This window comes from Ramlibacter aquaticus (assembly GCF_015159745.1).
GTDB lineage: Bacteria > Pseudomonadota > Gammaproteobacteria > Burkholderiales > Burkholderiaceae_C > Ramlibacter > Ramlibacter aquaticus.
Genome location: NZ_JADDOJ010000011.1, coordinates 37,919 through 64,125 on the forward strand (window position 1 = coordinate 37,919; position 26,207 = coordinate 64,125).

Annotated in this window: 24 protein-coding genes, 1 tRNA gene and 1 pseudogene; 14 read left to right on the forward strand and 12 right to left on the reverse strand. The window is 68.3% G+C overall.

Going from position 1 to position 26,207, the window contains the following annotated elements:
• Window positions 1-3: 3 nt before the first annotated feature.
• The 7 genes from IM725_RS04455 (at window position 4) to IM725_RS04485 (ending at window position 5,769) form a co-directional block, all read left to right on the forward strand.
• Window positions 4-80 (forward strand) — tRNA-Pro (locus IM725_RS04455).
• 192 nt (window positions 81-272) lie between these two features.
• Window positions 273-2,009 carry a type IV-A pilus assembly ATPase PilB gene (gene pilB / locus IM725_RS04460; RefSeq protein ID WP_193779370.1) on the forward strand — a complete coding sequence of 579 codons (1,737 nt, stop codon included), beginning with the start codon at window positions 273-275 and terminating at the stop codon, window positions 2,007-2,009.
• A 33-nt stretch (window positions 2,010-2,042) separates the two neighbouring features.
• Window positions 2,043-3,257, forward strand: coding sequence for a type II secretion system F family protein (locus IM725_RS04465; RefSeq protein ID WP_193779371.1), 1,215 nt, complete (start codon window positions 2,043-2,045; stop codon window positions 3,255-3,257).
• Window positions 3,257-4,186 (forward strand): prepilin peptidase, encoded by a 930-nt coding sequence (locus tag IM725_RS04470; RefSeq protein WP_193779372.1) that lies wholly within the window; start codon window positions 3,257-3,259, stop codon window positions 4,184-4,186. The genes IM725_RS04465 and IM725_RS04470 overlap by 1 nt, the downstream gene beginning before the upstream one ends.
• Window positions 4,187-4,193: 7 nt before the next feature.
• The gene (coaE, locus tag IM725_RS04475; RefSeq protein WP_193779373.1) at window positions 4,194-4,793 is read left to right on the forward strand and encodes a dephospho-CoA kinase; all 600 of its coding nucleotides are present in this window, start codon (window positions 4,194-4,196) and stop codon (window positions 4,791-4,793) included.
• A gap of 8 nt (window positions 4,794-4,801) precedes the next feature.
• The gene (gene zapD / locus IM725_RS04480; protein ID WP_193779374.1) at window positions 4,802-5,557 is read left to right on the forward strand and encodes a cell division protein ZapD; all 756 of its coding nucleotides are present in this window, start codon (window positions 4,802-4,804) and stop codon (window positions 5,555-5,557) included.
• An 11-nt stretch (window positions 5,558-5,568) separates the two neighbouring features.
• The gene (locus IM725_RS04485; protein WP_193779375.1) at window positions 5,569-5,769 is read left to right on the forward strand and encodes a DNA gyrase inhibitor YacG; all 201 of its coding nucleotides are present in this window, start codon (window positions 5,569-5,571) and stop codon (window positions 5,767-5,769) included.
• A 4-nt stretch (window positions 5,770-5,773) separates the two neighbouring features.
• Here IM725_RS04485 and IM725_RS04490 read toward each other — a convergent pair whose 3' ends face one another.
• The 10 genes and pseudogenes from IM725_RS04490 to IM725_RS04530 form a co-directional block, all read right to left on the reverse strand.
• Window positions 5,774-6,256 carry an NUDIX domain-containing protein gene (locus IM725_RS04490; protein ID WP_193779376.1) on the reverse strand — a complete coding sequence of 161 codons (483 nt, stop codon included), beginning with the start codon at window positions 6,254-6,256 and terminating at the stop codon, window positions 5,774-5,776.
• Window positions 6,253-7,125: an ATP-binding protein gene (locus IM725_RS04495; protein ID WP_193779377.1), complete on the reverse strand. Its 873-nt coding sequence runs from the start codon at window positions 7,123-7,125 to the stop codon at window positions 6,253-6,255. The genes IM725_RS04490 and IM725_RS04495 overlap by 4 nt, the downstream gene beginning before the upstream one ends.
• A complete protein-coding gene (argJ, locus tag IM725_RS04500; protein ID WP_193779378.1) occupies window positions 7,122-8,348 on the reverse strand; it encodes a bifunctional glutamate N-acetyltransferase/amino-acid acetyltransferase ArgJ in 1,227 nt (408 codons plus the stop codon). The genes IM725_RS04495 and argJ overlap by 4 nt, the downstream gene beginning before the upstream one ends.
• Before the next feature lie 46 nt (window positions 8,349-8,394).
• Complete coding sequence (locus tag IM725_RS20305; protein ID WP_227753581.1) at window positions 8,395-8,829, reverse strand: rhodanese-like domain-containing protein; 435 nt, start codon at window positions 8,827-8,829, stop codon at window positions 8,395-8,397.
• Window positions 8,830-9,003: 174 nt separating this feature from the next.
• Window positions 9,004-9,507 (reverse strand): annotated as a pseudogene (locus IM725_RS20310) (MBL fold metallo-hydrolase); the annotation flags it as partial.
• Between the two features lie 74 nt (window positions 9,508-9,581).
• A complete protein-coding gene (locus IM725_RS04510) occupies window positions 9,582-10,367 on the reverse strand; it encodes a fumarylacetoacetate hydrolase family protein (RefSeq protein WP_193779380.1) in 786 nt (261 codons plus the stop codon).
• Window positions 10,368-10,389: 22 nt separating this feature from the next.
• Window positions 10,390-11,112, reverse strand: coding sequence for an ABC transporter ATP-binding protein (locus IM725_RS04515; RefSeq protein ID WP_193779381.1), 723 nt, complete (start codon window positions 11,110-11,112; stop codon window positions 10,390-10,392).
• 17 nt (window positions 11,113-11,129) lie between these two features.
• Window positions 11,130-13,064: a branched-chain amino acid ABC transporter ATP-binding protein/permease gene (locus tag IM725_RS04520; protein ID WP_193779382.1), complete on the reverse strand. Its 1,935-nt coding sequence runs from the start codon at window positions 13,062-13,064 to the stop codon at window positions 11,130-11,132.
• Window positions 13,065-13,066: 2 nt separating this feature from the next.
• Window positions 13,067-13,942, reverse strand: a complete 876-nt coding sequence (locus IM725_RS04525) for a branched-chain amino acid ABC transporter permease (protein WP_193779383.1) — start codon at window positions 13,940-13,942, stop codon at window positions 13,067-13,069.
• A 92-nt stretch (window positions 13,943-14,034) separates the two neighbouring features.
• Complete coding sequence (locus IM725_RS04530; RefSeq protein ID WP_193779384.1) at window positions 14,035-15,273, reverse strand: ABC transporter substrate-binding protein; 1,239 nt, start codon at window positions 15,271-15,273, stop codon at window positions 14,035-14,037.
• Window positions 15,274-15,554: 281 nt separating this feature from the next.
• Between IM725_RS04530 and icmF the strand changes: the two genes are divergently transcribed.
• The 7 genes from icmF (at window position 15,555) to IM725_RS04565 (ending at window position 24,349) form a co-directional block, all read left to right on the forward strand.
• On the forward strand, window positions 15,555-18,848 hold the full coding sequence (gene icmF / locus IM725_RS04535) for a fused isobutyryl-CoA mutase/GTPase IcmF (RefSeq protein WP_193779385.1): 3,294 nt from the start codon (window positions 15,555-15,557) through the stop codon (window positions 18,846-18,848).
• 128 nt (window positions 18,849-18,976) lie between these two features.
• Window positions 18,977-19,765, forward strand: coding sequence for an ABC transporter ATP-binding protein (locus IM725_RS04540; RefSeq protein WP_193779386.1), 789 nt, complete (start codon window positions 18,977-18,979; stop codon window positions 19,763-19,765).
• A gap of 13 nt (window positions 19,766-19,778) precedes the next feature.
• A complete protein-coding gene (locus IM725_RS04545) occupies window positions 19,779-20,483 on the forward strand; it encodes an ABC transporter ATP-binding protein (protein ID WP_193779387.1) in 705 nt (234 codons plus the stop codon).
• 33 nt (window positions 20,484-20,516) lie between these two features.
• Window positions 20,517-21,716: an ABC transporter substrate-binding protein gene (locus IM725_RS04550; RefSeq protein WP_193779388.1), complete on the forward strand. Its 1,200-nt coding sequence runs from the start codon at window positions 20,517-20,519 to the stop codon at window positions 21,714-21,716.
• Window positions 21,717-21,720: 4 nt separating this feature from the next.
• Window positions 21,721-22,608 carry a branched-chain amino acid ABC transporter permease gene (locus tag IM725_RS04555; RefSeq protein WP_193779396.1) on the forward strand — a complete coding sequence of 296 codons (888 nt, stop codon included), beginning with the start codon at window positions 21,721-21,723 and terminating at the stop codon, window positions 22,606-22,608.
• A gap of 4 nt (window positions 22,609-22,612) precedes the next feature.
• Window positions 22,613-23,560 carry a branched-chain amino acid ABC transporter permease gene (locus IM725_RS04560; protein ID WP_193779389.1) on the forward strand — a complete coding sequence of 316 codons (948 nt, stop codon included), beginning with the start codon at window positions 22,613-22,615 and terminating at the stop codon, window positions 23,558-23,560.
• A gap of 21 nt (window positions 23,561-23,581) precedes the next feature.
• Window positions 23,582-24,349 (forward strand): SDR family oxidoreductase, encoded by a 768-nt coding sequence (locus IM725_RS04565; protein WP_193779390.1) that lies wholly within the window; start codon window positions 23,582-23,584, stop codon window positions 24,347-24,349.
• Between the two features lie 66 nt (window positions 24,350-24,415).
• On the opposite strand, the gene IM725_RS04570 is transcribed toward IM725_RS04565, so the two are convergent.
• Both IM725_RS04570 and IM725_RS04575 read right to left on the reverse strand, forming a co-directional pair.
• A complete protein-coding gene (locus tag IM725_RS04570; protein ID WP_193779391.1) occupies window positions 24,416-25,303 on the reverse strand; it encodes a carbohydrate kinase family protein in 888 nt (295 codons plus the stop codon).
• 23 nt (window positions 25,304-25,326) lie between these two features.
• A partial coding sequence (locus IM725_RS04575) for a DUF3426 domain-containing protein (RefSeq protein WP_193779392.1) occupies window positions 25,327-26,207 on the reverse strand: 881 nt, incomplete at its 5' end.

Here is a 26,207-nt window from a genome sequence, read left to right on the forward strand (position 1 = left end):
CATCGGGGTGTAGCTTAGCCTGGTAGAGCGCTACGTTCGGGACGTAGAGGCCGGAGGTTCGAATCCTCTCACCCCGACCAGGTTTGATGAATCAACGGCCGGATCGCATCCGGCCGTTGTCGTTTGTGCCTTCGGCGCACGCGTCTGTGTCATCGTGCCAACTGCCGGGCCGCCATGGGCGCGCGCGGATTTACACAGCCTTGGCAATCGGCGATGATCCAACGAGCCTCTTGACGAGGTTTGTTTCACAAGGTAACAAAACTTTCCGCTGAATGGCAGCAGTCGATCCCGTCGCCGCAGATGCGCCCACCGTGGCCCTGCCCGGCATCGCCCGCGCCCTGGTGTCGGCGGGCAAGCTGGGTCAGAAGTCCGCTGAAGAGCTGACGCGCAAGGCGCATGGCAACCGCACCAGTTTCGTCGCCGAGCTGACGGGCTCGGGCGCCGTGTCCGCCGCCGACCTGGCCCACACCCTCTCGTCCGCCTTCGGCGCCCCGCTGATCGACCTCGACGCGATCGACGCGGCGCGCCTGCCCAAGGGCCTGCTGGACCCCAAGACCTGCGCTGCGCTGCGCGTGCTGGTGCTGTCCAAGCGCAACAACCGGCTCATCGTCGCCACGGCCGACCCGTCGGACCAGCAGGCCGCCGAGAAGATCAAGTTCGCCACCCAGATGGGCGTGGACTGGATCATCGCCGAGTACGACAAGCTCTCGCGCATGGTCGAGGCGGGCGCCACCAGCGCCGGCGAGGCCATGGACAGCATCGTCGGCGAAGACTTCGAGTTCGACGAGACCAGCCTGGAGGCCCCCGCCGAGGAGGCGGAGGCCGCCGGCACCAGCGAGGTCGAGGACGCGCCCGTGGTGCGCTTCCTGCAGAAGATGCTGCTGGACGCCTTCTCCATGCGCGCGTCCGACCTGCACTTCGAGCCCTACGAACACCAGTACCGGGTGCGCTTCCGCATCGACGGCGAACTGCGCGAGATCGCCTCGCCGCCCATCGCCATCAAGGAAAAGCTGGCTTCGCGCATCAAGGTCATCTCCAAGATGGACATCTCGGAGAAGCGGGTGCCGCAGGACGGCAAGATGAAGCTCAAGGTCGGCCCCGACCGGGTGATCGACTTCCGCGTCAGCACGCTGCCCACGCTGTTCGGCGAGAAGATCGTGATCCGTATCCTGGACCCGAGCAGCGCCAAGCTGGGCATCGACGCGCTGGGCTACGAACCCGAGGAAAAGCAGCGCCTGCTGGACGCCATCGGCCGGCCCTACGGCATGATCCTGGTCACGGGGCCCACGGGCTCGGGCAAGACGGTGTCGCTCTACACCTGTCTGAACCTGATGAACAAGCCCGGCGTCAACATCTCGACCGCCGAGGACCCGTCCGAAATCAACCTGCCGGGCGTCAACCAGGTCAACGTGAACGACAAGGCCGGCCTCACCTTCGCGGCCGCGCTCAAGTCCTTCCTGCGCCAGGACCCGGACGTGATCATGGTCGGCGAAATCCGCGACCTGGAAACCGCCGACATCGCCATCAAGGCCGCGCAGACCGGCCACCTGGTGCTGTCCACCCTGCACACGAACGACGCGCCGACGACGCTGACGCGCATGCGCAACATGGGCATCGCGCCCTTCAACATCGCCTCCAGCGTCATCCTCATCACGGCGCAGCGCCTGGCGCGACGCCTGTGCCCGCAATGCAAGGCGCCGGCCGACATCCCGAGCGAGACGCTGCTGGACGCCGGCTTCACCGAGGACGAGGTCGACGGCAGCTGGACGCCCTACCGGCCGGTGGGCTGCAACGCCTGCAACAACGGCTACAAGGGCCGCGTCGGCATCTACCAGGTGATGCCGATCAGCGACGACATCCAGCGCATCATCCTGGCCGACGGCAGCTCCATGGAAATCGCCAAGCAGGCCGAGGCGGAGGGCGTGCGCAGCCTGCGCAAGTCGGGCCTGCACAAGGTGAAGCTGGGCGTGACCTCGCTCGAGGAAGTGCTGGGCTGCACCAATGTCTGACGCCATACAACAGGAAGTCTGAGGGGAATCCGGATGGCCACGGCCGCAACCAAGATCACCGAGTTCGTCTTCGAGTGGGAAGGCAAGGACCGCAACGGCAAGCAGGTGCGCGGCGAGACGCGCGCCGGCGGCGAGAACCAGGTCCATGCCGCCCTGCGCCGCCAGGGCGTCACGCCGACCAAGGTCAAGAAGCGCCGCATGCGCTCGGGCAAGAAGATCAAGCCCAAGGACATCGCCATCTTCACGCGCCAGCTCGCCACCATGATGAAGGCGGGCGTGCCCCTGCTGCAGGCCTTCGACATCGTGGGCCGCGGCAACGTCAACGCCAGCGTGACCAAGCTGCTCAACGACGTGCGCACCGACGTGGAAACCGGCACCTCGCTGTCGGCGGCCTTCCGCAAGTACCCCATGTACTTCGACAACCTCTACTGCAACCTGGTGGAAGCGGGCGAGGCGGCCGGTATCCTGGAGGCGCTGCTGGACCGGCTCGCCGTCTACATGGAGAAGACCGAGGGCATCAAGTCCAAGATCAAGTCGGCGCTGATGTACCCGATCTCCGTGGTCGTGGTGGCCTTCGTGGTGGTGAGCGTGATCATGATCTTCGTGATCCCGGCCTTCAAGGAGGTGTTCACCTCCTTCGGCGCCGACCTGCCCGCGCCCACGCTGTTCGTCATCGCGATCAGCGAGTTCTTCGTCAAGTTCTGGTACATCATCTTCGGCGCGATCGGCGGCGGCTTCTACTTCTTCATGCAGGCCTGGAAACGCAGCGAGAAGGTGCAGATCTTCATGGACCGGGCGATGCTGAAGATGCCGGTCTTCGGCGACCTGGTCTTCAAGTCCGTGATCGCCCGCTGGACGCGCACCCTGTCCACCATGTTCGCCGCCGGCGTCCCGCTGGTGGAGGCCCTGGATTCCGTGGGCGGCGCCTCCGGCAACTACGTGTTCGCCTCCGCCACCGAGAAGATACAGACCGAGGTGGCCAGCGGCACCAGCCTGACGGCGGCCATGACCAACGCGAACGTGTTCCCGACCATGGTGCTGCAGATGTGCGCCATCGGCGAGGAATCCGGCGCCCTGGACCACATGCTCGGCAAGGCGGCCGACTTCTACGAGGCCGAGGTGGACGACATGGTCGCCGGCCTCTCCAGCCTGATGGAACCCATCATCATCGTGTTCCTGGGTGGCCTGATCGGCGGCATCGTGGTCTCCATGTACCTGCCGATCTTCAAGCTGGGTTCGGTCGTCTGATGCCCTTCACCCCGATGTCCGCCGCCCTGCTGGGCGGCCTGCTGGGCCTGCTCGTGGGCAGCTTCCTGAACGTGGTCGTCTACCGCCTGCCGCTGATGATGGCGCGCGAGTGGTGGCGCGACGTCGCCGGCTACCTGGGCGACGCCAAGGCCCATGCCGACGTGTTCGGCCAGGACCTGCCGGCCAGCGCCAGCGCCGAATCCAAGCGCCTGGAGTCCGCGCTGGACGCCCTGCCCGCCTTCGACATCGCCAGGCCGCGCTCGCGCTGCCCGCACTGCGGCCACGTGATCCGCTGGTACGAGAATGTGCCCGTGCTCAGCTGGCTGGTGCTGCGCGGCAAATGCTCGGCCTGCAGCCACGCGATCAGCCCGCGCTACCCCCTGGTGGAACTGGCCACCGCGGTGGCCTTCGCACTGGTCGCCAGCCGCTTCGGCATCACCTGGACCGCGCTCGCCTGGGCCGTGTTCGCCGCCGTGCTGATCGCCCAGTTCCTGATCGACTTCGACACCCAGCTGCTGCCCGATTCGCTGAACTACCCGCTGCTGTGGCTGGGCCTGCTGATGGCGGCGAGCGGCGCGTCCGTGCCCCTGTCGGACTCGGTGTGGGGCGCGGTCGCCGGCTACATGAGCCTGTGGACCGTCTTCCAGCTGCACCACAAGCTGACCGGCAAGGTCGGCATGGGGCACGGCGACTTCAAGCTGCTGGCCGCACTGGGCGCCTGGTTCGGCGCGCACATGGTGCTCGCGCTCATCCTGCTCTCCTCCGTGGTGGGCGCGGTGGTGGGCGGCGGGCTGCTGGTGGTGGGCCGCCTGGCCAACCGCAACATTCCGATGGCGTTCGGCCCGTTCATCGCCGGTGCGGGCCTGGTCGCCATGGCCGTGGGGCCGGCCCAGCTGGAGCGCTGGATGCCCTTCGCCTTCCCTTTCTGAGTCCGCCGTGCTGCGCATCGGCCTGACCGGCGGCATCGGCAGCGGCAAGAGCACGGTGCTGCAGATGCTGGCCGGCCACGGCGCCGCCTGCGCCGACGCCGACGCGATCTCGCGCGCCACGACCGCCGCGGGCGGGCCGGCGATCGCCGCCATCCGCGACAGCTTCGGCCCGGACTTCATCACGCCCGAGGGCGCGCTGGACCGCACGCGCATGCGCGAGCTGGCGATGGCCGACAGCACGGCACGCGCCCGGCTCGAAGCCATCGTGCACCCGCTGGTGGCACTGGGCATCGCGCGCGAGGTCGAGGCCGCCGAGCGCGCAGGCCGCCGCTGCATGGTCTTCGACATCCCGCTGCTGGTCGAGTCGGGGCGCTGGCGCGCGCAGCTCGATCGCATCCTGGTCGTCGACTGCGCGCCGCAGACCCAGGTGTCGCGCGTGATGGCGCGCAGCGGCCTGGCCGAGGACGCGGTGCGCGCCATCCTGGCCGCCCAGGCCTCGCGGGCCCAGCGCCTGGCGGCCGCCGATCTCGTGGTCTGCAACGAGGGCCTGTCGATGGCGCAGCTGGCGCAGGAAGTGGCCACGGCGGCGCGGCGCTTCGGGCTATGATGGCGCGCGTGATCCTGTACGAATACCCGTTCAACGAGCGCATACGGACCTACCTGCGGCTGGAGCACCTGTTCCGCCGCCTCACGGAACTGATATCGCGCACGCATCCGCTGGATCACCACTTCGCGCTGGCGACCATCTTCGAAGTGATGGACGTGGCCGCGCGTGCGGACCTGAAGTCCGACGCCATGAAGGACCTGGACCGGCAGAAGCAGGCCCTGATCGCCTACCGCGGCAACCCGGCGATTTCCGAGGCCGCGCTGGAAGAGGTGATCGCCCAGCTCGACCATTGCTTCGAGCAGCTCAACAGCGTGCCCGGCAAGGCCGGCCAGGCCCTGACCGAGAGCGACTGGCTGATGAGCATCCGCAGCCGCGTCGGCATCCCGGGCGGCACCTGCGAATTCGACCTGCCCTCTTACTACGCCTGGCAGCAGGACGCGCCCGCGCAGCGCCAGGCCGACCTGCACCGCTGGGCCACCACGCTCGCGCCGCTGGCCTCCTCGGTGCAGCTGCTGCTCAAGCTGCTGCGCGACTCTGGCGCGCCGCAGAAGGTGATGGCGGCGGCCGGCCACTTCCAGCAGACGCTGCCGCAGGGCCGCACCTTCCAGCTGCTTCGCATGCGGCTGGACCCGGCCCTGAACCTGGTGCCCGAGATCAGCGGCAACCGCCTGATGGTGTCGGTGCGCCTCATGCAGCGCGAGGCGACCGACCGGCTCGCCCCGAGCACGGCCGACACGCCCCTGGAACTCACGCTCTGCGCCTGACTCCCAGCGCCATGGATTCCGTCAAGCCACGCATCGTGCGCTGCCCGGCCTGCGGCGGCGACAGCGTCTACGCCAGCAGCAACCCCTTCCGCCCGTTCTGCAGCGAGCGCTGCAAGGGCATGGATCTGGGCGCCTGGGCCAGCGAGAGCTTCCGCGTGCCCGGCGAGGCACCGCCGGACGACCAGCCCTTCGGCGACGCCCGGCTGCAGTAACGGCTCAGCCCGCGGGCGGCGGCTCGTGCGTGGCGCCGGCAAAGCCGCGCTCGGCAGCGAACCAGGCCAGCACCGGCACCGTGCCGGGCAGCACGGGCTTCACCTGCACGGGAAGCTGCTCCCACGAACACTGCTGGCCCTCGCGCATCTGCAGCTCGCCTGTCCACGCGTGCACCTTGCAGAAATGCAGGCGCACCAGCGCGTGCGGGTAATCCACGCACTCGACCTGCCAGGGCTGGGCCGCGGCGATGGTGATGCCCAGTTCCTCGTACAGCTCGCGCCGCAGCGCCTGCTCCACGCTTTCCCCGGGCTCGACCTTGCCGCCCGGAAACTCCCAGTAGCCCGCATAGACCTTGCCCGCGGGGCGCGAGGTCAGCAGGAAGGCGCCGTCCGGGCGCAGCAGCACGCCCACCGCCGCCTGCACCTCCGCCCGCGCAGGGCCGCCTTCGCGCGGCCTGTGCCCGTCGGCCACCAGCGGCTGCGTCATGCGGCGTGCCGGCCGGCGTAGTCGCGGGCGAACTGGTAGGCCACGCGGCCGCTGCGCGAGCCGCGCTCCAGCGCCCAGACCAGGGCCTCGGGCCGGGCCGCCTCGATGGCGGCCTGCGGCACGCCGAAGGCCGACAGCCACTGCGCGGTGATGGTGAGGTATTCGTCCTGGCTGAAGGGGTAGAAGCTGACCCACAGGCCGAAGCGTTCGGACAGGGAGATCTTCTCCTCCACCACCTCGCCGGGATGCACCTCGCCATCGTCGGTGTGGGTGTAGCTGAGGTTTTCCTTCATGTACTCGGGCAGCAGGTGGCGCCGGTTGCTGGTCGCGTAGATCAGCACATTGGGCGTGGCCGCCGCCACCGAGCCGTCGAGGATGGACTTGAGCGCCTTATAGCCCGGCTCGCCCTCCTCGAAGCTCAGGTCGTCGCAGAAGACGATGAACTTCTCGGCCCGGCCGGAGACCACGTCGATGATGTCCGGCAGGTCCACCATGTCGGCCTTGTCGACCTCGATCAGGCGCAGGCCGCGCGGCGCGTATTCGTTCAGGCAGGCCTTCACCAGCGAGGACTTGCCGGTGCCACGCGCGCCGGTCAGCAGCACGTTGTTGGCCGGCTGGCCCTGGACGAACTGCAGCGTGTTGCGCTGGATCTTCTCCTTCTGCGGCTCGATCTCCTGCAGGTCGGCCAGGCGAATGGCGGCGACGTGGTGGACGGGCTCCAGCGTGCCGTGCCCGGAGGAGCGCTTGCGGTAGCGGAAGGCCACCGAGGCCTGCCAGTCGGGCGCGCCCAGGGGCTGGGGCAGGATGGTTTCGATGCGGGCGATCAGCTGCTCGGCCCGCGCCAGGAATTGCTCGAGGCGGTCGCTCATGAACGGTAGTCGGCGTTGATGGTCACGTAGTCGTGGCTGAAGTCGCAGGTCCACACGGTGTCGGCGGCGCTGCCGCGCCCCAGCACCACGCGTACCGTGATCTCGCTCTTCTTCATCACGCGCTGGCCGTCCTCCTCGCGGTAGTCGGGCCGGCGGCCACCCTTCTCGGCCACGTGCACCTCGTCCAGGAAGAGATCGATCCCGGCCTGGTCCAGGTCGGCGATGCCGGCATAGCCCACGGCCGCAAGAATGCGGCCCAGGTTCGGGTCGCTGGCGAAGAAGGCGGTCTTGACCAGTGGCGAATGGGCGATCGCATAGGCCACCTGCCGGCACTCGGCGGCGCTGCGGCCGCCCTCCACGCGCACGGTGATGAACTTGGTGGCGCCCTCGCCGTCGCGCACGATGGCCTGGGCCAGCAGGCGCGCCACCTCCATCATGGCGGCGCGCAGGGCCTGGCCCTCGCTGCTGTCCAGGCTGCGCACGGGCGCGTGCCCGGCCTGGTTCGTGGCGATGACCACGAAGGAGTCGTTGGTGGAGGTGTCGCCGTCCACCGTGACGCGGTTGAAGGAGCCCTCGGCCAGCTCCAGGGCCAGCGGCTGCAGCAGGGCCGCGTCCACGCACGCATCGGTGGCCAGGAAGCCCAGCATGGTCGCCATGTTGGGTCGGATCATCCCGGCGCCCTTGCTGATGCCGGTCACCGTGACGGTCTTGCCGCCCAGCTGCACCTGGCGGCTGAAGGCCTTGGGCAGGGTGTCCGTCGTCATGATGCCCTCGGCCGCGCGCAGCCAGTGGCCGGGCTGCGCATCGTCCAGGGCCGCGGGCAGGCCGGCCACGATGCGCTCCAGCGGCAGCGGCTCCATGATGACGCCGGTGGAAAAGGGCAGCACCTGCTCGGGCGCCAGGTTCAGCTTGCGGGCCAGTGCGATGCAGGTGGCGCGGGCGCGGACCAGGCCGTCCTCGCCGGTGCCCGCGTTGGCGTTGCCGGTGTTGATGACCAGGGCCCGGATGTCGCCGCGCGCCAGGTGCTCGCGGCACACCTGCACCGGGGCCGCGCAGAAGCGGTTCTGCGTGAAGACGCCGCCCACGGCGCTGCCTTCGTCCAGGAGGAACACCGTCAGGTCCTTGCGCTGGGCCTTGCGGACGCCGGCTTCGGCCACGCCGATGCGCACGCCGGGAACGGGGTGCAGGTCTTGCGCCTGGGGCGCGCTCAGGTTCACGGCCATGGAAATGCCTTGGTTCGAAAAACGGAAACTGGAGAGAGAGGGACGCTCAGCCCTGGCGCCAGGGCAGCCCGCGCAGGCGCCAGCCGCCGCGCTGGCCGCGGTGACCCTGCTCGTCGGGGTCGCCCTCGAAGCCCTCGAGGATGTTGTAGGCGCTGATGCCCAGTTCGGTCGCCCGCTTGGCGGCCGCGATGGAACGCACGCCGCTGCGGCACAGCAGGACGGCCTTGCTGCCCGGCGGCACAGCCGCGCGCAGGCCTTCGTCGAAGCTGGCGTTCATCGCCATGCCGGGCCACTGCTTCCAGGCCAGGGGCACGGCACCGGGCACGAAGCCCACCCACTCGCGCTCGGCGTCGGTGCGCACGTCCACCAGCACGGCCTCGCCGCGCCGCCACCACTCGAAGGCGGTCTCGGGCGTGACGTCACCGGCATAGCCCTGCGCCTCGCGCACGCCGCTGGCGCCACCGCCGGCGTCGTGGCGCAGGCCCGAGCTCAGGTTCGCGGGCACGGCCTCGTCGATTCGCTTGGGCTTGGGCAGGCCCAGCTGCTCCATGATGGCCTTGAACTCGGCCAGGGACTTGCCGGCGACGCGCGGGTTGCTGCGCTTCTCGTCGCCGATGGTGGAGTGGCTGCGGCCCTGGTAGTCGTGGCCCGGCCAGACCACGGTCTCGTCGGGCAGCGTGAACAACACCTCGGTGATGCTGCGGTACAGGTCGGCCGCGCTTCCGGACTGGAAGTCGGTGCGGCCGCAGCCGCCGATCAGCAGCGTGTCGCCGGTGAACACATGGCCATTCCACAGGTAGCACATGCTGCCTGCCGTGTGGCCGGGCGTGTGCAGCGCGCGCAGGGTCTGGTTGCCGAAGGTCAGCGTGTCGCCGTGCTTCAGCTGGACCGCCGCGGTGCCGATGTGGCAGCCCAGCGGTGCCGCGGTGCGGGCGCCTGCGTGCTCGGCCAGCAGGCCGGCGCTGGTGATGTGGTCGGCGTGGGCGTGGGTCTCCACGGTCCACGCGAGCTTCACGCCCTGCTCGCGCAGGACGCCGAGGTCGCGCTCGAGCTGCTCATCGACCGGATCGATGATCAGGGCCTCGCGCGTCGTCTCGTCGACGAGCAGGTAGGTGTAGGTGCTGGAGGCGGGGTCGAAAAGCTGGAGGGGTGCGGACATGGGACGCTCCGTGGCGCAGAACCACCTCGCAGTTTAGCCGTGCCACGGCCGCAGGCTGCCGGTGCGGCGCGGCCTCAGGTGATGCGGATGCTCAGGTTCGGCAGGCCGTCGATGTGCATCTCGACCAAATCGCCGCGCACCAGCGGACCCACGTTTTCGGGCGTGCCCGAGTAGATGATGTCGCCGGGGAACAGCGCGTTCGCCTGCGACAGCTGGCTGACCTGCTCGGCCACCGACCAGATCATCTGCGACAGGTCCGCGCTCTGCTTGACCTGGCCGTTCACCTTGAGCCAGATCGCGCCGCGGGTGAAGTGGCCGGTCATGGCGACGGGATGGACGGCGCCTATGGGCGCGGAATGGTCGAAGGACTTGCCGATCTCCCAGGGCTTCTTCTGCTCGCCCATGAAGCGCTGCAGGTCACGGCGCGTCATGTCCAGGCCCAGGGTGTAGCCCCAGACGTGCTCCAGCGCCTGCCCGACCGGGATGTCGCGCCCGCCCTTGCCGATGACGGCGACCAGCTCGGCCTCGTAGTGGTAGTTCTTGGTCAGCTGTGGGTACGGGTGGTCGGCCACGGTGCCGGCCGGCACGTGCTGGATCGCGTCGGTCGGCTTCTGGAAGAAGAAGGGCGGCTCGCGGCTGGGATCCGAGCCCATCTCGCGCGAGTGCGCCGCGTAGTTGCGGCCTATGCAGTAGATGCGGCGTACCGGAAACACCTGGGCGCTGCCCACGATGGGCAGCGCCACCCGCGGCACCTCGAAGAGCGGCTGGCCCGCGGCGGCCACGGGCGCCGTGCTGGCGCAGCCGGCCAGGCCACTGGCGGCGATGGCCGCCGATCCCTGGAAGAAATTCCTGCGGTCCATCGTTGCTCCCGGGTGTGGGGTCTCAGTGGCTGCCGCCCAGGTAGGCGGCCTGCACGGCAGGGTCGTCGCGCAGCTTGGAGGCTTCGCCGTGCACCGTGATGCGGCCGTTCTCCAGCACGTAGCCGTAGTCGGCCACGGCCAGCGCCGCGGCGGCGAACTGCTCCACCAGCAGCATGGTGACGCCGCGGTCGCGCAGTTGCTGGATGATGCGGAAGACTTCCTGCACCAGGATGGGCGCCAGGCCCATGGAGGGCTCGTCCAGCAGGACCACGTCCGGGTTCAGCATGACCGCGCGGGCCATGGCCAGCATCTGCTGCTCGCCGCCCGAGAGCGTGCCGGCCAGCTGGTTGCGGCGCTCCTTCAGGCGCGGGAACAGCTCCATCGCGCGCTCCAGGTCGGACTGGATGTCGCCCTTGGGGCGCGAGCCGGTGAAGCGGGGGAACGCACCCAGCAGCAGGTTGTCGGTCACCGTCATGGTGGCGAACACGCGCCGGCCTTCCGGCGAGTGCGCCAGGCCCAGCTTGGCGATCTTGTAGGGCTCCAGCCCGGTGACGTTGCGCCCGCCCAGGGTGACCTCGCCCTGCTTGGGCGCGATCATGCCGCTGATGGCGCGCATGGTGGTGGTCTTGCCGGCGCCGTTGCTGCCGATGAGCGTGACGACGCGGCCCTTGGGCACTTCCAGCGAGATGCCGTGCAGCACCTCGACCTTGCCATAGCCCGCGTGGAGGTTGTGGATCGATAGCATTGTTGTGGCTCCTGCGCTCACGCGTGGGCGTCGGCCGCGCCGAGGTACGCCTCGACGACCTTGGGATCGTTCTGGACCTGGGCCGGCGCGCCCTCGGCGATCTTCTGGCCGAAGTCCAGCACCGTGACGGTGTCGCACATGGACATCACCACGTCCATGTGGTGCTCGATCAGGATCACGGTGATGCCGTGGTCGCGGATCTTGCGCACGATGGCCACCAGCTCCTTGATGTCGGGCGCGGTCAGGCCGGCGGCCGGCTCGTCCAGCAGCAGCAGCTGCGGCGACAGGGCCAGCGCACGGGCGATCTCCAGCACGCGCTGCTTGCCGTACGGCAGGTTGCGCGCCTCCTCGGCGGCCAGGCTGTCCAGGCCGACGAACTCCAGCAGTGCGTGCGCGCGGGCGGCGCCCGAGTCTTCCTCGCGGCGGTAGCGCGGGGTGTGCAGGGCGACGTCCAGCAGGTTGCTGCGGTAGCTGTGGTGCAGGCCCACCATCACGTTCTGCAGGGCGGTCATCTCGCCGAACAGCTGCACGTTCTGGAAGGTGCGCGCGATGCCCGACAGCGCGATGTCCGACGAGGTACGGCCCACCACGCTCTTGCCCTGGAACTCGATGCTGCCGGCCGTGGGGACGTAGATGCCCGTGAGCACGTTCATCATGGTCGACTTGCCGGAACCGTTGGGGCCGATCAGGCCGTGGATGGTGCCGCGGCGCACCTTCAGGTCCACGTTGTTCAGCGCCTTCAGGCCGCCGAACTGCATCAGGATGCCGCTGCCCTCGAGCAGGCGCTCCGGGGCGTTGGCGTCGGCACGGGAGATGCCGTCCTGCACCTTGGGCAGCTGGCGTGCGGCCTCGGCCGCGGCGGCGGCATTGCCACGCAGGCCCAGCAGGCCGCGCACGAAGCCGACGATGCCGTCCTGCAGGTAGTACACCACCAGCAGGGTGATCAGGCCGAAGATGGACAGGCGCCAGTCGGTCATGGAGTCCAGCACGAAGGACACGCCGGCCAGGAACAGGCTGCCCAGCACCGGGATCGCGGCCCGCGCCGGCGTGCTGCGCTTGCGCGCCACCATGGCGATCGCGCCCAGCACCACCACGCCCGCCATGATGCAGGAGGCCCAGCGGAACAGCGAGATGTCGTCCAGCAGCTTGGGCAGCATCACGATGATGGCCGCGCCCAGCAGCGCGCCGCTGCGGGTCTTGCGGCCCCCCATGATGATGGCCAGCAGGAACAGCACCGTCAGCTCGAAGTTGTAGGTGTTGGGCGAGATGTACTGCTCGGAGTAGGCGTACAGCGAGCCGGCCAGGCCGGCGAAGCCGGCACTGATCACGAAGGCGTATACCTTGTAGCGATAGACCGACACGCCCATGCAGTCGGAGGCCACCGGGCTGCCGCGAAGCGCCTCGAAGGCACGGCCCAGGTGGGAGCGCAGGATGCGGTCCACCACGAGCGCCGAGACCACGAGCATCACCGCGACCAGCCAGTAGAACTCACGCTCGTCCAGGCGGTGGCCCAGCATCATGGGCTTCTGCAGCTTGATGCCGAGCGGGCCTTCGGTGAGGAAGTCCATCTCGTTGATCAGGATCTGGATGATGGTGCCGAAGGCCAGCGTCACCATGGCCAGGTAGGGGCCGGTCACGCGCAGCGCGGGCAGCGCGAGGATGGCGCCGAACAGGGCCGTGATGCCCACCGCGGCCACCAGGGTCACGATCAGCGGGGCGCCCAGCTTCATCACCAGCACGCCGGCGGTGTAGGCGCCGATGCCGAACAGGCCGGCATGGCCCAGCGAGACCTGCCCGGTGTAGCCGACCACGATGTCCAGTCCGAACAGCAGGATGGCGTAGATCGAGATCGTCTCGAGCAGGTGGATGTAGTAGGGGTTGTCCAGGACCAGCGGTGCCGCGATCAGCACCGCCAGGCCGACGACCGCCATGAGCAGGGGGTTGCGCTTCATGCTCAGACTTTCTTGATCACGGACTTGCCGAACAGGCCGGCCGGCTTGAAGGCCAGCACCAGGAGCAGCAGCACCAGGCCGGGCACGTCCTTGTAGCCGGTGGAGAGGTAGAAGCCGGTGGTCGTCTCGGCGATGCCGAGGATGATGCCGCCGACGATGATGCCCATGCCGCTGGTCAGGCCGCCGATGATGGCGACCGAAAAGGCCTTCAGGCCCAGCACAGCGCCCATGGTGGCGCCGGTCAGCGTGAGCGGCGCGATCAGCACGCCGGCGAAGGCGGCCGACATGGAGGACAGCGCGTAGGAGAAGGTGATCACCAGGCCGGTGTTGATGCCCATGAGCTTGGCGGCATCGCGGTCGTTGAAGGTGGCGACCACGGCCTTGCCGTAGATGGACTTGCGGTTGAACACTTCCACCGCCGCCATCATCAGCACCGCGCCGACCACCACCAGGATTTCCATGGGCAGCACGTTGGCGCCGAAGAGCTTGATGGGCGATTCGGGCAGGGGCGAGGGGAACTTGAGGTCGTCACGGCCCCAGACGTTCTCGGCCACGTTCTTGAAGATGATGGCCAGCGCGATGGTGGACATGATCCAGCCGAATTCGCTCTTGATCTTGATCGCCGGCCGCACGCCGATGCGCTCGACCACGGCGCCCTGCACGATGCCGAAGAGGCACACGATGGGCAGCGCCAGCCAGTAGTTCAGGCCCAGGCCCACCAGGGTCAGGCCGACCAGGGAGCCGAGCATGAGGGCTTCGCCCTGGCCGAAATTGAGGGTGTCGGAGGTCGCGAAGGTCAGCTGGTAGCCAAACGCGATCACCGCATAGATCATTCCCAGCGCGATGCCGCTGTAGACGAGTTGCAGAAGGATTTGCATGGAAGCACCGCCCCATGGGCCGGACTGCGGCCCTTGTTCACACAAAAAAGGCCGCCTCGGGGTGGTCCCGGGGCGGCCTCGCGTTCAGAAAATTACTTCTTCTTGACCTGCAGGGCGCCCTTGGCGTTGACGTCCTTCAGGCGGACCTCGGAGGCCTTCTTGGCGTCCTCGGCGTAGGCGTAGACCACGCGCTGGTTCTTCACTTCGCCGAACACCGGGATGTTGGCGGTGATGGCTTCGTGGTCGGTCTTGGAGAAGGGCTTGTTGTAGGTGGTCACAACGCCTTCGATCGGCTGCTGCAGGTCTTCCAGCGCGGCCTTGATCTTCGGGCCTTCGGTGGACTTGGCCTGGTTGATCGCGGCGGCCAGCAGGTAGATCGAGTCATAGCCCTGGGCGGCGGACACCGGGGAGTCGATGCGGCCGTTCTTGGGCTTGAAGGTCTTCAGGTAGGCGTCGATGAAGGCCTTGCGCTTGGGCGTCGTGGCTTCCTGGATGAAGGTCTGCGGCATGCGCGCGCCTTCACCGCCGGGGCCGGCGTTGTCGATGTAGTTGGCCATGGACAGGGTCCAGGAACCGACCATCGGGACCTTCCAGCCCAGCTTGGTCATGCTGTTGGCGATCTGGGCCAGCTCGGGGCCGATGCCGTAGGTCAGGATGGCTTCGGCGCCGGCTTCCTTGGCCTTCAGCAGCTGGGCCGTCATGTCGACGTCCTTGATGTTGAACTTCTCTTCGGCGACGGGCTTGATGCCCTTCTGCGCCAGCGCCTTCTCCAGGTCCTCGCGGCCCAGCTGGCCGTAGTTGGTGGAGTCGGCCAGGATGGCGACCTTCTTGAAGCCGCGGCGGGTGATCGCCTCTTCCACGATCATGGGCGCCTGGATCGCGTCGGCGGCGGCGTTGCGGAAGATGTAGTTCTCGGGCTGGTCGTCGAACTGGTGGGTGACGATGGAGCCGGTGGACACGTTGTTCATCACCGGGATCTTGGCTTCCTGGAAGAAGCGGTGCGACGCCAGGGACACGCCGGTGTTGATGTAGCCGACGACGGCGACGACCTTTTCCTTGTTGATCAGTTCCTGGGCGATCTGCACGCCGCGCTCGTTCTTGGCTTCGTCGTCGCGTTCGACCAGCTCGATCTTCTTGCCGAGCACGCCGCCCTTCTTGTTGATCTCGTCAACCGCCAGGCGCACGCCGTCGCGCATGGACACGCCCATGGAGGACGAGCCGCCGGTGAACGGGCCGTCGACGCCGATCTTGATCGAGTCGGCGGCGTAGGTGGCGACGCTGGCCACCGCAAGGGCTGCACCCAGAACGGTGAGCTTGAAGGAACGGATCATTATGGTCTCCTGTGGATGGAACTTCGGCCTGTGCTCGCCGGCGGATGCCGGCGTTCCCAAACGGCTGTCTGGCGGCGCGCAATCGTAGGTTGCGCTGGCTGTCGCTTTTCTGTCGCTTCGGGCGTTTTGGGGTTCTGGTTTTCCCGAGGTAATCAGGGTTAACCCTCGATCCGCAGCGCACCCGCCCCGGCCGGCTTCGCCCCGTGACGTTTACGTAAACGTCAAGTAAGCTACATTGCGTCGAATGCCGCCCGCCCGCCGGGCCACCGGAGACAATTTCCATGACCGACCTGTCCGCCGAATTCAAGGCGCTCGCGAACTACCGCCCCACCCACAAGGTCCGCTTCGTGACGGCGGCCAGCCTGTTCGACGGGCATGACGCGGCGATCAACATCATGCGGCGCATCCTGCAGGGCATGGGCGCGGAGGTCATCCACCTGGGCCACAACCGCAGCGTGGACGAGGTGGTGACGGCGGCCTTGCAGGAGGATGCCCAGGGCATCGCGGTGAGCTCCTACCAGGGCGGCCACGTCGAATACTTCAAGTACATGGTGGACCTGCTGCGCCAGCGCGGCGGCGCCCACATCCAGGTCTTCGGCGGCGGCGGCGGCGTCATCGTGCCGCCCGAGATCCGCGAGCTGCAGGCCTACGGCGTGACGCGCATCTACAGCCCCGAGGACGGCCAGCGCATGGGCCTGGCCGGCATGATCGGCGAGATGGTGATGCGCTGCGACAAGGACCTCACCCCGCACGCGCCCACCGCGCTGCAGGCCATCCAGGGCCACGGTGAGATGGCCTGGCGCGCCCTGGCGCAGCTGATCACCGCGATCGAGAACGGCAAGGCGGACGCCGCCCTGGTGGCCCGCGTGAAGGAGGCCGCTGCCGCCCGCAAGGTGCCGGTGGTGGGCATCACGGGCACCGGCGGGGCCGGCAAGTCCTCGCTGACCGACGAGCTGATCCGCCGCCTGCGGCTGGACCAGGGCGACGCCCTGCGCGTGGCCGTGATCTCGATCGACCCCTCGCGCCGCAAGAGCGGCGGCGCGCTGCTGGGCGACCGCATCCGAATGAACGCGATCGGCCCCTGGCAGCAGGGCCCGCGCGTGTTCATGCGCTCGCTCGCCACGCGCGACTTCGGCAGCGAGATCTCGGCCGCCCTGCCGGACGTGGTGGCGGCCTGCAAGGCGGCCGGCTTCGACCTGGTGGTGGTCGAGACCTCGGGCATCGGCCAGGGCGACGCCGCCATCGTGCCGCACGTGGACCTGCCGCTGTACGTCATGACGCCGGAGTTCGGCGCTGCCAGCCAGCTCGAGAAGATCGACATGCTGGACTTCGCCGAATTCGTGGCCATCAACAAGTTCGACCGCAAGGGCGCCGCCGACGCGCTGCGCGACGTGGCCAAGCAGGTGCAGCGCAACCAGGAAGCCTGGAGTACGCCGCCGGAGCAGATGCCCGTGTTTGGCACCATGGCTGCCCGCTTCAACGACGACGGCGTCACCGCCCTGTTCCAGGCCCTGAAGCCGCGCCTGGCGGAGCTGGGCCTGTCGCTGCACGAAGGTCACCTGCCGCGGGTGCAGGTGCGCCACAGCACCAACCAGACGCCCATCGTCCCGGCGGCGCGCACGCGCTACCTGGCCGAGATCGCCGACACCGTGCGCGGCTACAAGAAGCGCGCCCGCGAGCAGGCCACCCTGGCGCGCGAGATCCAGCAGCTGCGCGAGGCCGGCCGAATGCTGCGCATCGGCAAGCCCGACAAGGCCCGGGCGGCCGAGGCCACGGACGACCTGGCCAGCCAGCGCGAGGCCATCCAGGATCCGGCCGCGAAGAAGCTGCTGGCCCAGTGGCCGGACATGAAGAAGGCCTATGCCGGCGACGAGTACGTGGTGAAGATCCGCGACCGGGAGATCCGCACGGCCCTGACCACGAAATCGCTCTCGGGCACCACCATCCGCAAGGTCTCTCTGCCCCAGTACGAGGACCACGGCGAGATCCTCAAGTGGCTGATGCTGGACAACGTGCCCGGCAGCTACCCCTACACCGCCGGCACCTTCGCCTTCAAGCGCGAGAACGAGGACCCGACGCGCATGTTCGCCGGCGAGGGCGACCCCTTCCGCACCAACCGCCGCTTCAAGCTGCTGTCGGAGGGCATGCCGGCCAAGCGCCTGTCCACCGCCTTCGACTCGGTCACCCTGTACGGCAACGACCCCGACCTGCGGCCCGACATCTACGGCAAGGTGGGCAACTCCGGCGTGTCCATCGCCACGCTGGAGGACATGAAGGTGCTGTACTCGGGCTTCGACCTGTGCAACCCCAGCACCTCGGTCTCCATGACCATCAACGGCCCGGCGCCGTCCATCCTGGCGATGTTCATGAACACCGCCATCGACCAGAACCTGGAGAAGTTCAAGGCCGAGAACGGCCGAGAGCCCACCGACACCGAGGCCGCCAAGATCCGTGAGTGGGTGCTGGCCAACGTGCGCGGCACGGTGCAGGCCGACATCCTCAAGGAAGACCAGGGCCAGAACACCTGCATCTTCTCGACCGAGTTCAGCCTGAAGGTGATGGGCGACATCGCCGAGTACTTCGTGCACCACAACGTGCGCAACTTCTACTCGGTGTCCATCTCCGGCTACCACATCGCCGAAGCCGGCGCGAACCCGATCTCGCAGCTGGCCTTCACCCTGTCCAACGGCTTCACCTTCGTCGAAGCCTACCTGGCGCGGGGCATGCACATCGACGACTTCGCGCCCAACCTGTCGTTCTTCTTCTCCAACGGCATGGACCCGGAATACACCGTGATGGGCCGCGTGGCGCGCCGCATCTGGGCCGTGGCGATGAAGGAGAAGTACGGCGCGAACGAGCGCAGCCAGAAGCTCAAGTACCACATCCAGACCTCGGGCCGCAGCCTGCACGCGCAGGAGATCCAGTTCAACGACATCCGCACCACCCTGCAGGCGCTGATCGCGATCTACGACAACTGCAACTCGCTGCACACCAACGCGTTCGACGAGGCCATCACCACGCCGACCGAGGAATCGGTGCGCCGCGCGATGGCGATCCAGCTGATCATCAACCGCGAGTGGGGGCTGGCGAAGAACGAGAACCCCAACCAGGGCAGCTTCATCATCGAAGAGCTGACCGAACTGGTCGAGGAGGCGGTGCTGGCCGAGTTCGAGCGCATCGCCGAGCGCGGCGGCGTGCTGGGCGCCATGGAAACCGGCTACCAGCGCGGCCGCATCCAGGACGAGAGCATGCATTACGAAATGCAGAAGCACACCGGCGAGCTGCCCATCATCGGCGTCAACACCTTCCGCAACCCGCACGGCGACGCGATCCCCGAGAAGCTGGAGCTGGCGCGCTCCACCGAGGAGGAAAAGCAGAGCCAGCTGCAGCGCCTGCAGGACTTCCACGCCCGCAACGCCCAGGCCGCCCCGGCCATGCTGACGCGGCTGAAGCAGGCCGTGATGGAGAACCGCAACGTGTTCGAGGTGCTCATGGATGCGGTCCGGGTGTGCTCCCTGGGGCAGATCACCAGCGCCCTGTTCGAAGTCGGCGGCCAGTACAGGCGCAACATGTGAGGGCGGCGTGCGGCCGGCTGTCAGCCGGCTGACAACGCACTATTACCTAAGGTTTTCCCCCGTATCGCACTGCAACACGGCTCCCTAGGATTGCGCCACTTTGCGCCGGGCGAGGGGTCCGGTCGCGCATGCAGGAGAGTCGTTTGGCAGGTGAGTTCATCCTCGAGACGCAGGGGCTGACCAAGGAGTTCAAGGGCTTCGTGGCGGTCAACAACGTGGACCTGAAGGTCCGGCGGGGGGACATCCACGCCCTGATCGGGCCCAACGGGGCCGGCAAGACCACCTTCTTCAACCTGCTGACCAAGTTCCTGCCGCCCACGCGCGGCAAGATCACGTTCAACGGCACCGACATCACCCACGAGAAGCCCGCGCAGACCGCGCGTCGCGGCATCGTGCGTTCGTTCCAGATCTCCGCCGTGTTCCCGCACATGACCGTGCTGGAGAACGTGCGGGCCGCGCTGCAACGCGGCCTGGGCACCTCCTTCCATTTCTGGCGGGCCGAGCGTTCGCTCTACCCCCTGCACGAGCGGGCGCAGGAGCTGCTGGCGGCGGTCGACCTGAGCTCCTTCGCCAACGAACTGACCGTGAACCTGCCCTACGGCCGCAAGCGCGCCCTGGAACTCGCCACCACCATGGCCCTGGAGCCCGACCTGATGCTGCTGGACGAGCCCACCCAGGGCATGGGCCACGAGGACGTGGGTCGCGTCACCGAACTGATCAAGAAGGTCGCCAGCGGCCGCACCATCCTCATGGTGGAACACAACATGAACGTGGTCTCCTCCATCGCCGACCGCATCACCGTGCTGCAACGTGGCACCGTGATCGCCGACGGCCCCTACTCGGAGGTCTCCAGGAATCCGCAGGTGATCGAGGCCTACATGGGCTCGGCCGATGCCGCGCTGCAAGGCGCCCACTGAGCCGGAGACCCGAATGACCAAAGAACTCCTGCGCATCGAAGGCCTGAACGCCTGGTACGGCGAATCCCACGTGCTGCACGGCGTGGACATGACCGTCAACGAGGGCGAGGTCGTGTCCCTGCTGGGCCGCAACGGCGCCGGCCGCACCACCACCATGCGCGCCATCGTCGGCCTGACCGGCACGCGCCAGGGCTCCATCCGCATCAACGGCGAAGAAGCCATCAAGCTGCCGCCGCACAAGATCGCGCGCCTGGGCGTGGGCTATTGCCCTGAAGAGCGCGGCATCTTCGCCAGCCTGTCGGCCGAAGAGAACCTGATGCTCCCGCCGGTGATCGGGCCCGGCGGCATGGACGTGGACGAGATCTACACCATGTTCCCCAACCTGAAGGAACGCGCGTCCAGCCCCGGCACCCGCCTGTCCGGTGGCGAACAGCAGATGCTGGCCGTCGCCCGCATCCTGCGCACGGGCGCCCGGCTGCTGCTGCTCGACGAGATCTCCGAGGGCCTGGCCCCCGTGATCGTGCAGAAGCTGGCCGAGATGATCCTCACGCTCAAGGCCAAGGGCTACACCATCGTCCTGGTCGAGCAGAACTTCCGCTTTGCCGCCCCCCTGGCCGACCGCTTCTACGTCATGGAGCACGGCCGCATCGTGCGGCAATTCGAGCAATCCGAACTGGCCGACAACATGGCCATGCTGCAGGAATTCCTCGGCGTCTGAACGGCGCCCAGATTGAAAGAAAGGGACCTCCCCATGAAGATCAAGACCCTCGCCCTGGCGATGGCCATCGGCCTCGGCACCGTGTCCGCCTTCGCCCAGAGCAACAGCGGCCCGGTGCGCATCGGCTTCATCACCGACATGTCCAGCCTGTACGCCGACATCGACGGCCCGGCGGGCGCCGAGATGATCAAGTGGGCCGTGCAGGACTTCGGCGGCAAGGTGCTGGGACGCCCGGTCGAGGTGCTCTCGGCCGACCACCAGAACAAGGCCGACGTCGCCGCCTCCAAGGCGCGCGAGTGGATGGACAAGGAAAACCTGGCCATGCTGGTCGGCGGCACCAGCTCCGGCACCGCCCTGGCCATGTCCAAGGTGGCGGCCGAGAAGAAGCGCCCCTTCCTGGTCAACGGCGCCGGCTCGGCCCGGCTGACCAACGAGGACTGCAGCCCCTACACCGTGCACTACGCCTACGACACCGTGTCGCTGGCCAAGGTGGCGGGCTCGGCCCTGATCAAGGCCGGCAACAAGAGCTGGTACTTCCTGACGGCCGACTACGCCTTCGGCGCCTCCCTGGAAGCCGATGCCACGGCCGTGATCAAGGCCAACGGCGGCACCGTGGTCGGCTCGGTCAAGCACCCGCTGAACGCGTCCGACTTCTCCTCCTTCCTGCTGCAGGCCCAGGGCTCCAAGGCCCAGATCCTGGCGATGGCGAACGCCGGTGGCGACTTCACCAACGCGATGAAGGCAGCCAAGGAATTCGGCATCACCAAGAGCATGAAGGTCGCCGGCCTGCTGGTGTTCATCAACGACGTGCACTCGCTGGGCCTGCAGAACACCGAAGGCCTGGAACTGGCCGACAGCTGGTACTGGAACCAGGACGACGCCAGCCGCGCCTTCGCCAAGCGCTTCTTCGAGAAGTACAAGCGCATGCCCTCCTCCCTGCAGGCCGCCGACTACTCGGTGACCACGCAGTACCTGAAGGCGGTGCAGCAGGCGGGCACCACCGACGCCGACAAGGTCATGGCCACCCTCAAGTCCATGAAGATCAAGGACTTCTACAACGAGGGCACCATCCGCGCCGACGGCCGCATGATGCACGACATGTACCTGTACCAGGTCAAGGGCCTGAAGGATTCCACCACTCCCTGGGACTACTACAAGCTGATGGCGAAGGTGCCGGCCGCGCAGGCCTTCACCACCGTCGCCGATTCGAAGTGCTCTCTCCTCAAGAAGTAAGCTGATCTTGGAAATCTTCGGCATCCCCCTGCAGGCGTTCCTCGGGCAGTTGATCCTGGGGCTGGTCAACGGCGCGTTCTACGCCATGCTCAGCCTCGGGCTGGCCGTCATCTTCGGCCTGCTGGACATCGTGAACTTCGCGCACGGCGCGCTCTACATGGTCGGGGCCTTCGCGGCCTGGATCATGCTGGACAAGCTCGGCGTGAACTTCTGGCTGGCCCTGGTCCTCGCGCCGCTCGTCGTGGGCGTGCTGGGGGTTGTCATCGAGCGAACCCTCCTCAAGCGGCTGTACGGGCTGGACCCCTTGTACGGCCTGCTCCTGACCTTCGGCCTGGCGCAGATCCTGGAGGGCGTGTTCCGTGACCAGTACGGCGTCTCGGGCCAGTCCTACCCGGTGCCCGACCTGCTGTCCGGCGCCACCAACCTGGGCTTCATGATCCTGCCGAACTACCGCGCCTTCGTGGTGCTGGCGTCGCTGGTCGTGTGCCTGTTCACCTGGTTCATCATCGAGCGCACGCGCCTGGGCGCCTACCTGCGTGCCGGCACCGAGAACGCCCGCCTGGTGCAGGCCTTCGGCGTCAACGTGCCGCTGATGGTGATGCTCACCTACGCCGCGGGCGCCGCCCTTGCCGGTCTGGCCGGCGTGCTCGCCGCGCCCATCATCCAGGTCACGCCGCTGATGGGGTCCAACCTCATCGTCGTCGTCTTCGCGGTGGTGGTCATCGGTGGCATGGGGTCCATCATGGGCTCCATCCTGACCGGCCTGATCCTGGGCCTCATCGAGGGCCTGACCCGCGTGTTCTATCCCGAAGCGTCCAGCGTTGTGGTGTTCGTCATCATGGTGATCGTGCTCATCTTCCGGCCGGCAGGCCTGTTCGGCAAGGAGGCCTGAGGCCATGCAGAAGACCTCCAATGCCGCCCGCGCGGCCTACGCCGCCCTGCTGGTGCTGATCGTGATCGCGCCGCTGATCGGCCTGTACCCGGTGTTCGTGATGAAGCTGCTGTGCTTCGCGCTGTTCGCCTGTGCCCTGAACCTGCTGCTGGGCTTCACCGGCCTGCTCTCCTTCGGCCATGCGGCCTTCTTCGGCTTCTCCGCCTACGTCGCCGGCTACGTCATCAAGTCGCTGGGCTGGCCGCCCGAACTCGCGATGCTCTCCGGCCTGGTCGTCGGTGCGCTCATCGGCCTGGTCTTCGGCGTGGTGGCGATCCGCCGCCAGGGCATCTACTTCGCCATGGTCACCATGGCGCTGGCGCAGATGGTGTCCTTCATCTGCCTGCAGGCCCCCTTCACCGGCGGCGAGGACGGCCTGCAGGGCGTCCCGCGCGGCAAGCTGCTGGGCGTCTTCGACCTGGGCTCCGACACCGTCATGTACTACGTGACCGCCCTGGTGTTCGTGCTGGTCTACCTGGCCATCCGGCGCATCGTCACCTCGCCCTTCGGCCAGGTGCTCAAGATGATCCGCGAGAACGAACCGCGCGCCACCTCCCTGGGCTACGAGGTCGACCGCTACAAGCTGCTGGCCTTCGTGCTGTCGGCCGCGGTGGCGGGCCTCGCCGGCTCCATGAAGACGCTGGTCATGGGCTTCGCCACGCTGTCCGACGTGCACTGGTCCACCTCCGGCGAGGTGATCCTGATGACGCTGCTGGGCGGCGTGGGCACCTTCTTCGGCCCGGTGTTCGGCGCCGGCGTCGTGGTCGCGCTGCAGGACCTGCTGGCCGACAAGGTCGGCGCCTGGGTGACGGTGATCATCGGCGCCATCTTCGTGCTGTGCGTGCTGGCCTTCCGCAAGGGCGTGGTCGGCGAGCTGCACGACTGGTACGAGCGCCGCCGCGCCCGCGCCTGACCCTTTTCCGCAGGAGCCTCCATGGACGACCTCTTTTCCCTGCAGGGCCGGGTGGCCCTGGTCACCGGTGGCTCGCGCGGCATCGGCCGCATGATCGCCGCCGGCTTCCTGGCTCGTGGCGTCAAGGTCTACATCTCGGCCCGCAAGGCCGAGGCCTGCGACCAGACGGCGCGCGAACTCTCGGCCCTGGGCACCTGCATCTCGCTGCCGGCCGACGTCTCCACCGTCGAGGGCGCGCAGGCGCTGGCGGCCGAGATCATGAAGCGCGAGCCCGCGCTGGACATCCTGGTGAACAACGCCGGTGCCGCCTGGGGCGAGGATTTCGACACCTTCCCCGAGAAGGGCTGGGACAAGGTCGTGGACCTGAACCTGAAGACGCCCTTCTTCCTGACGCAGGCCCTGCACGAGGCGCTGAAGAAGGGCGCGGCACGCCAGCCGGCCAAGGTGATCAGCGTAGCCTCCATCGACGGCGTGTCGGTGAACCCCCAGGAAACCTACTCCTACGCCGCCAGCAAGGCCGGCCTGATCCACCTGGTCAAGCGCATGTCGCTGCGCCTGGTGCAGGACGGCATCGTCTGCAGCGGCATCGCCCCGGGCGCCTTCGCTTCCGACATGAACCGCGTCGCCCGTGACCACGGCGACGAGGTGGCCCGGCGCATCCCGGCCGGCCGCATCGGCCGCGACGAGGACATGGCCGGCGTCGCGATCTACCTCGCCTCGCGCGCGGGCGACTACGTGGTCGGTCAGACCATCGTGGTCGACGGCGGCGTCACGCTGGCGCGCGGCTGAAGCGCGCGGCCGGGCGCCCTGCCCGGCCGGTCACGCCCAGGCGCCGCGCTGCGCGCGGGCTGGGGCTCAGGCCTCCCAGGTCCAGTTCTGCGGTCCGCGCGAGGCGATCTTGCGCGCGCCCACCCGGTTGCCCAGCTCGGCGCACTTCACCAGGTCCCAGCCCTGCTCCAGGCCGTGCAGCAGCGCGCCGCGCCAGGCGTCGCCGCAGCCGGTCGGGTCCACCACCGCCTCGGCCTTCACGCCCGGCACATGGGTCTTGCGGCCCCCGGTCCAGACCTCGCAGCCCTGCGCCCCCAGCGTGACCACCAGGCCGCGCACCTTGGAGGAGATCGTGGCGCTGTCCCAGCCGGTGCGCTCGGACAGCATCTTGCCTTCGTAGTCGTTCACGGTCACCCAGCTCGCCAGCTCGATGAAGCGGGCCAGTTCCGCACCGCCGAACATGGGCAGGCCCTGGCCCGGGTCGAACACGAAGGGAATGCCCGCGGCGGCGAACTGCTCGGCGTGCTGCAGCATGGCGTCGCGGCCATCGGGCGAGATGATGCCGATGCGGATGTCCGCGCGCGGTGCGATGGCCGTGGTGTGCGCCTGCATCATCGCGCCGGGGTGGAAGGCCGTGATCTGGTTGTTGTCACGGTCGGTCATGATCATGGCCTGCGCGGTGTAGGTGTGGTCCACCGTGCGCACGAACTCGGTGCTGATGCCCAGCGCCTGCAGGCGGGCCAGGTAGTCGGCCCCGTCGTTGCCCAGCGTGGCCATGGGCACGGGCTGGCCGCCGAGCTGGCGCAGCGCGTAGGCGATGTTGCCCGCACAGCCGCCGAAGTCGCGCCGCAGCGCTGGCACCAGGAACGAGACGTTGAGGATGTGCAGCTGGTCCGGCAGGATCTGCTCGGCGAAGCGGCCCTCGAAGTCCATGATGGTGTCGAAGGCGAGGGAGCCGCAGATGAGGGCGGGCATGTTCTTGTCTTTCTGGCGGGGTTTCAGGGATAGAAGGCGAGCACCCGGTAGCCGGCGATGCGCGCGGGCAGGCCCGCGGTGGCCAGCACCAGGCCGACCGAGCCGCTCCACTCGGCATGGGGCGCCAGCAGGTCCATGCCGGGCGCGAGCTCGGCGGCCTGCAGCACGCGGCGGACCACCGGCTGGTCCTCGCTGTCGGTAAGGGTCAGCTCGATCGCGGGCGTGGCCACCGGCAGGGCCGCCTGGTTGTGCAGGGTCAGGCTGAGGCGGTAGCTGTCGCCGCGCAGGCGGCTGAATTGCGAGGCGTCGATCGCGATCGCGTCGATCTGGCGCGGCAGGCCGATGTTGCAGCCCAGCGGCAGGCACAGCCCGGCCAGGAGCGGCCGCAGGCCGGGATGGGTGGCGGCCAGGCGGTCGCGCTCCTGCACGCCGTACTGCGCGGCCAGCAGCAGGGCCAGCAGCACGGCGGCCAGGCCGAGCCCGAGGCGGGTGCTGCGGCGCTGCCACAGTGCGCGGCGCCGGGCCTTGCGCACGAACTCCAGGTCGTGAAGGTCGGGGTCCTGCTCGGAACGGGACCAGATCTCGGGCTCGCGCTCGTCCACCGCGGCCCCGCCGGCCTCCACCGGCGTGGGGCCCAGGAAGAAAGGCGCGTCCAGGGGCGACGCGCGCAGTTCCACGATCTCGTCCGCGATCAGCTCGCTGTCGGGGTCGGCCCAGGTGTCGGGCGCCCAGGCCTCGTCGGCGTGGGTGTCGGGCGAATCGGACGTGTCTGCGGTGTCTGCGGTGTCTGCGGTGTCTGCGGTGTCTGCGGTGTCTGCGGTGTCTGCGGTGTCTGCGGTGTCTGCGGTGTCTGCGGTGTCTGCGGTGTCGGCGGTGTCTGCGGTGTCTGCGGTGGCGGCGTGGG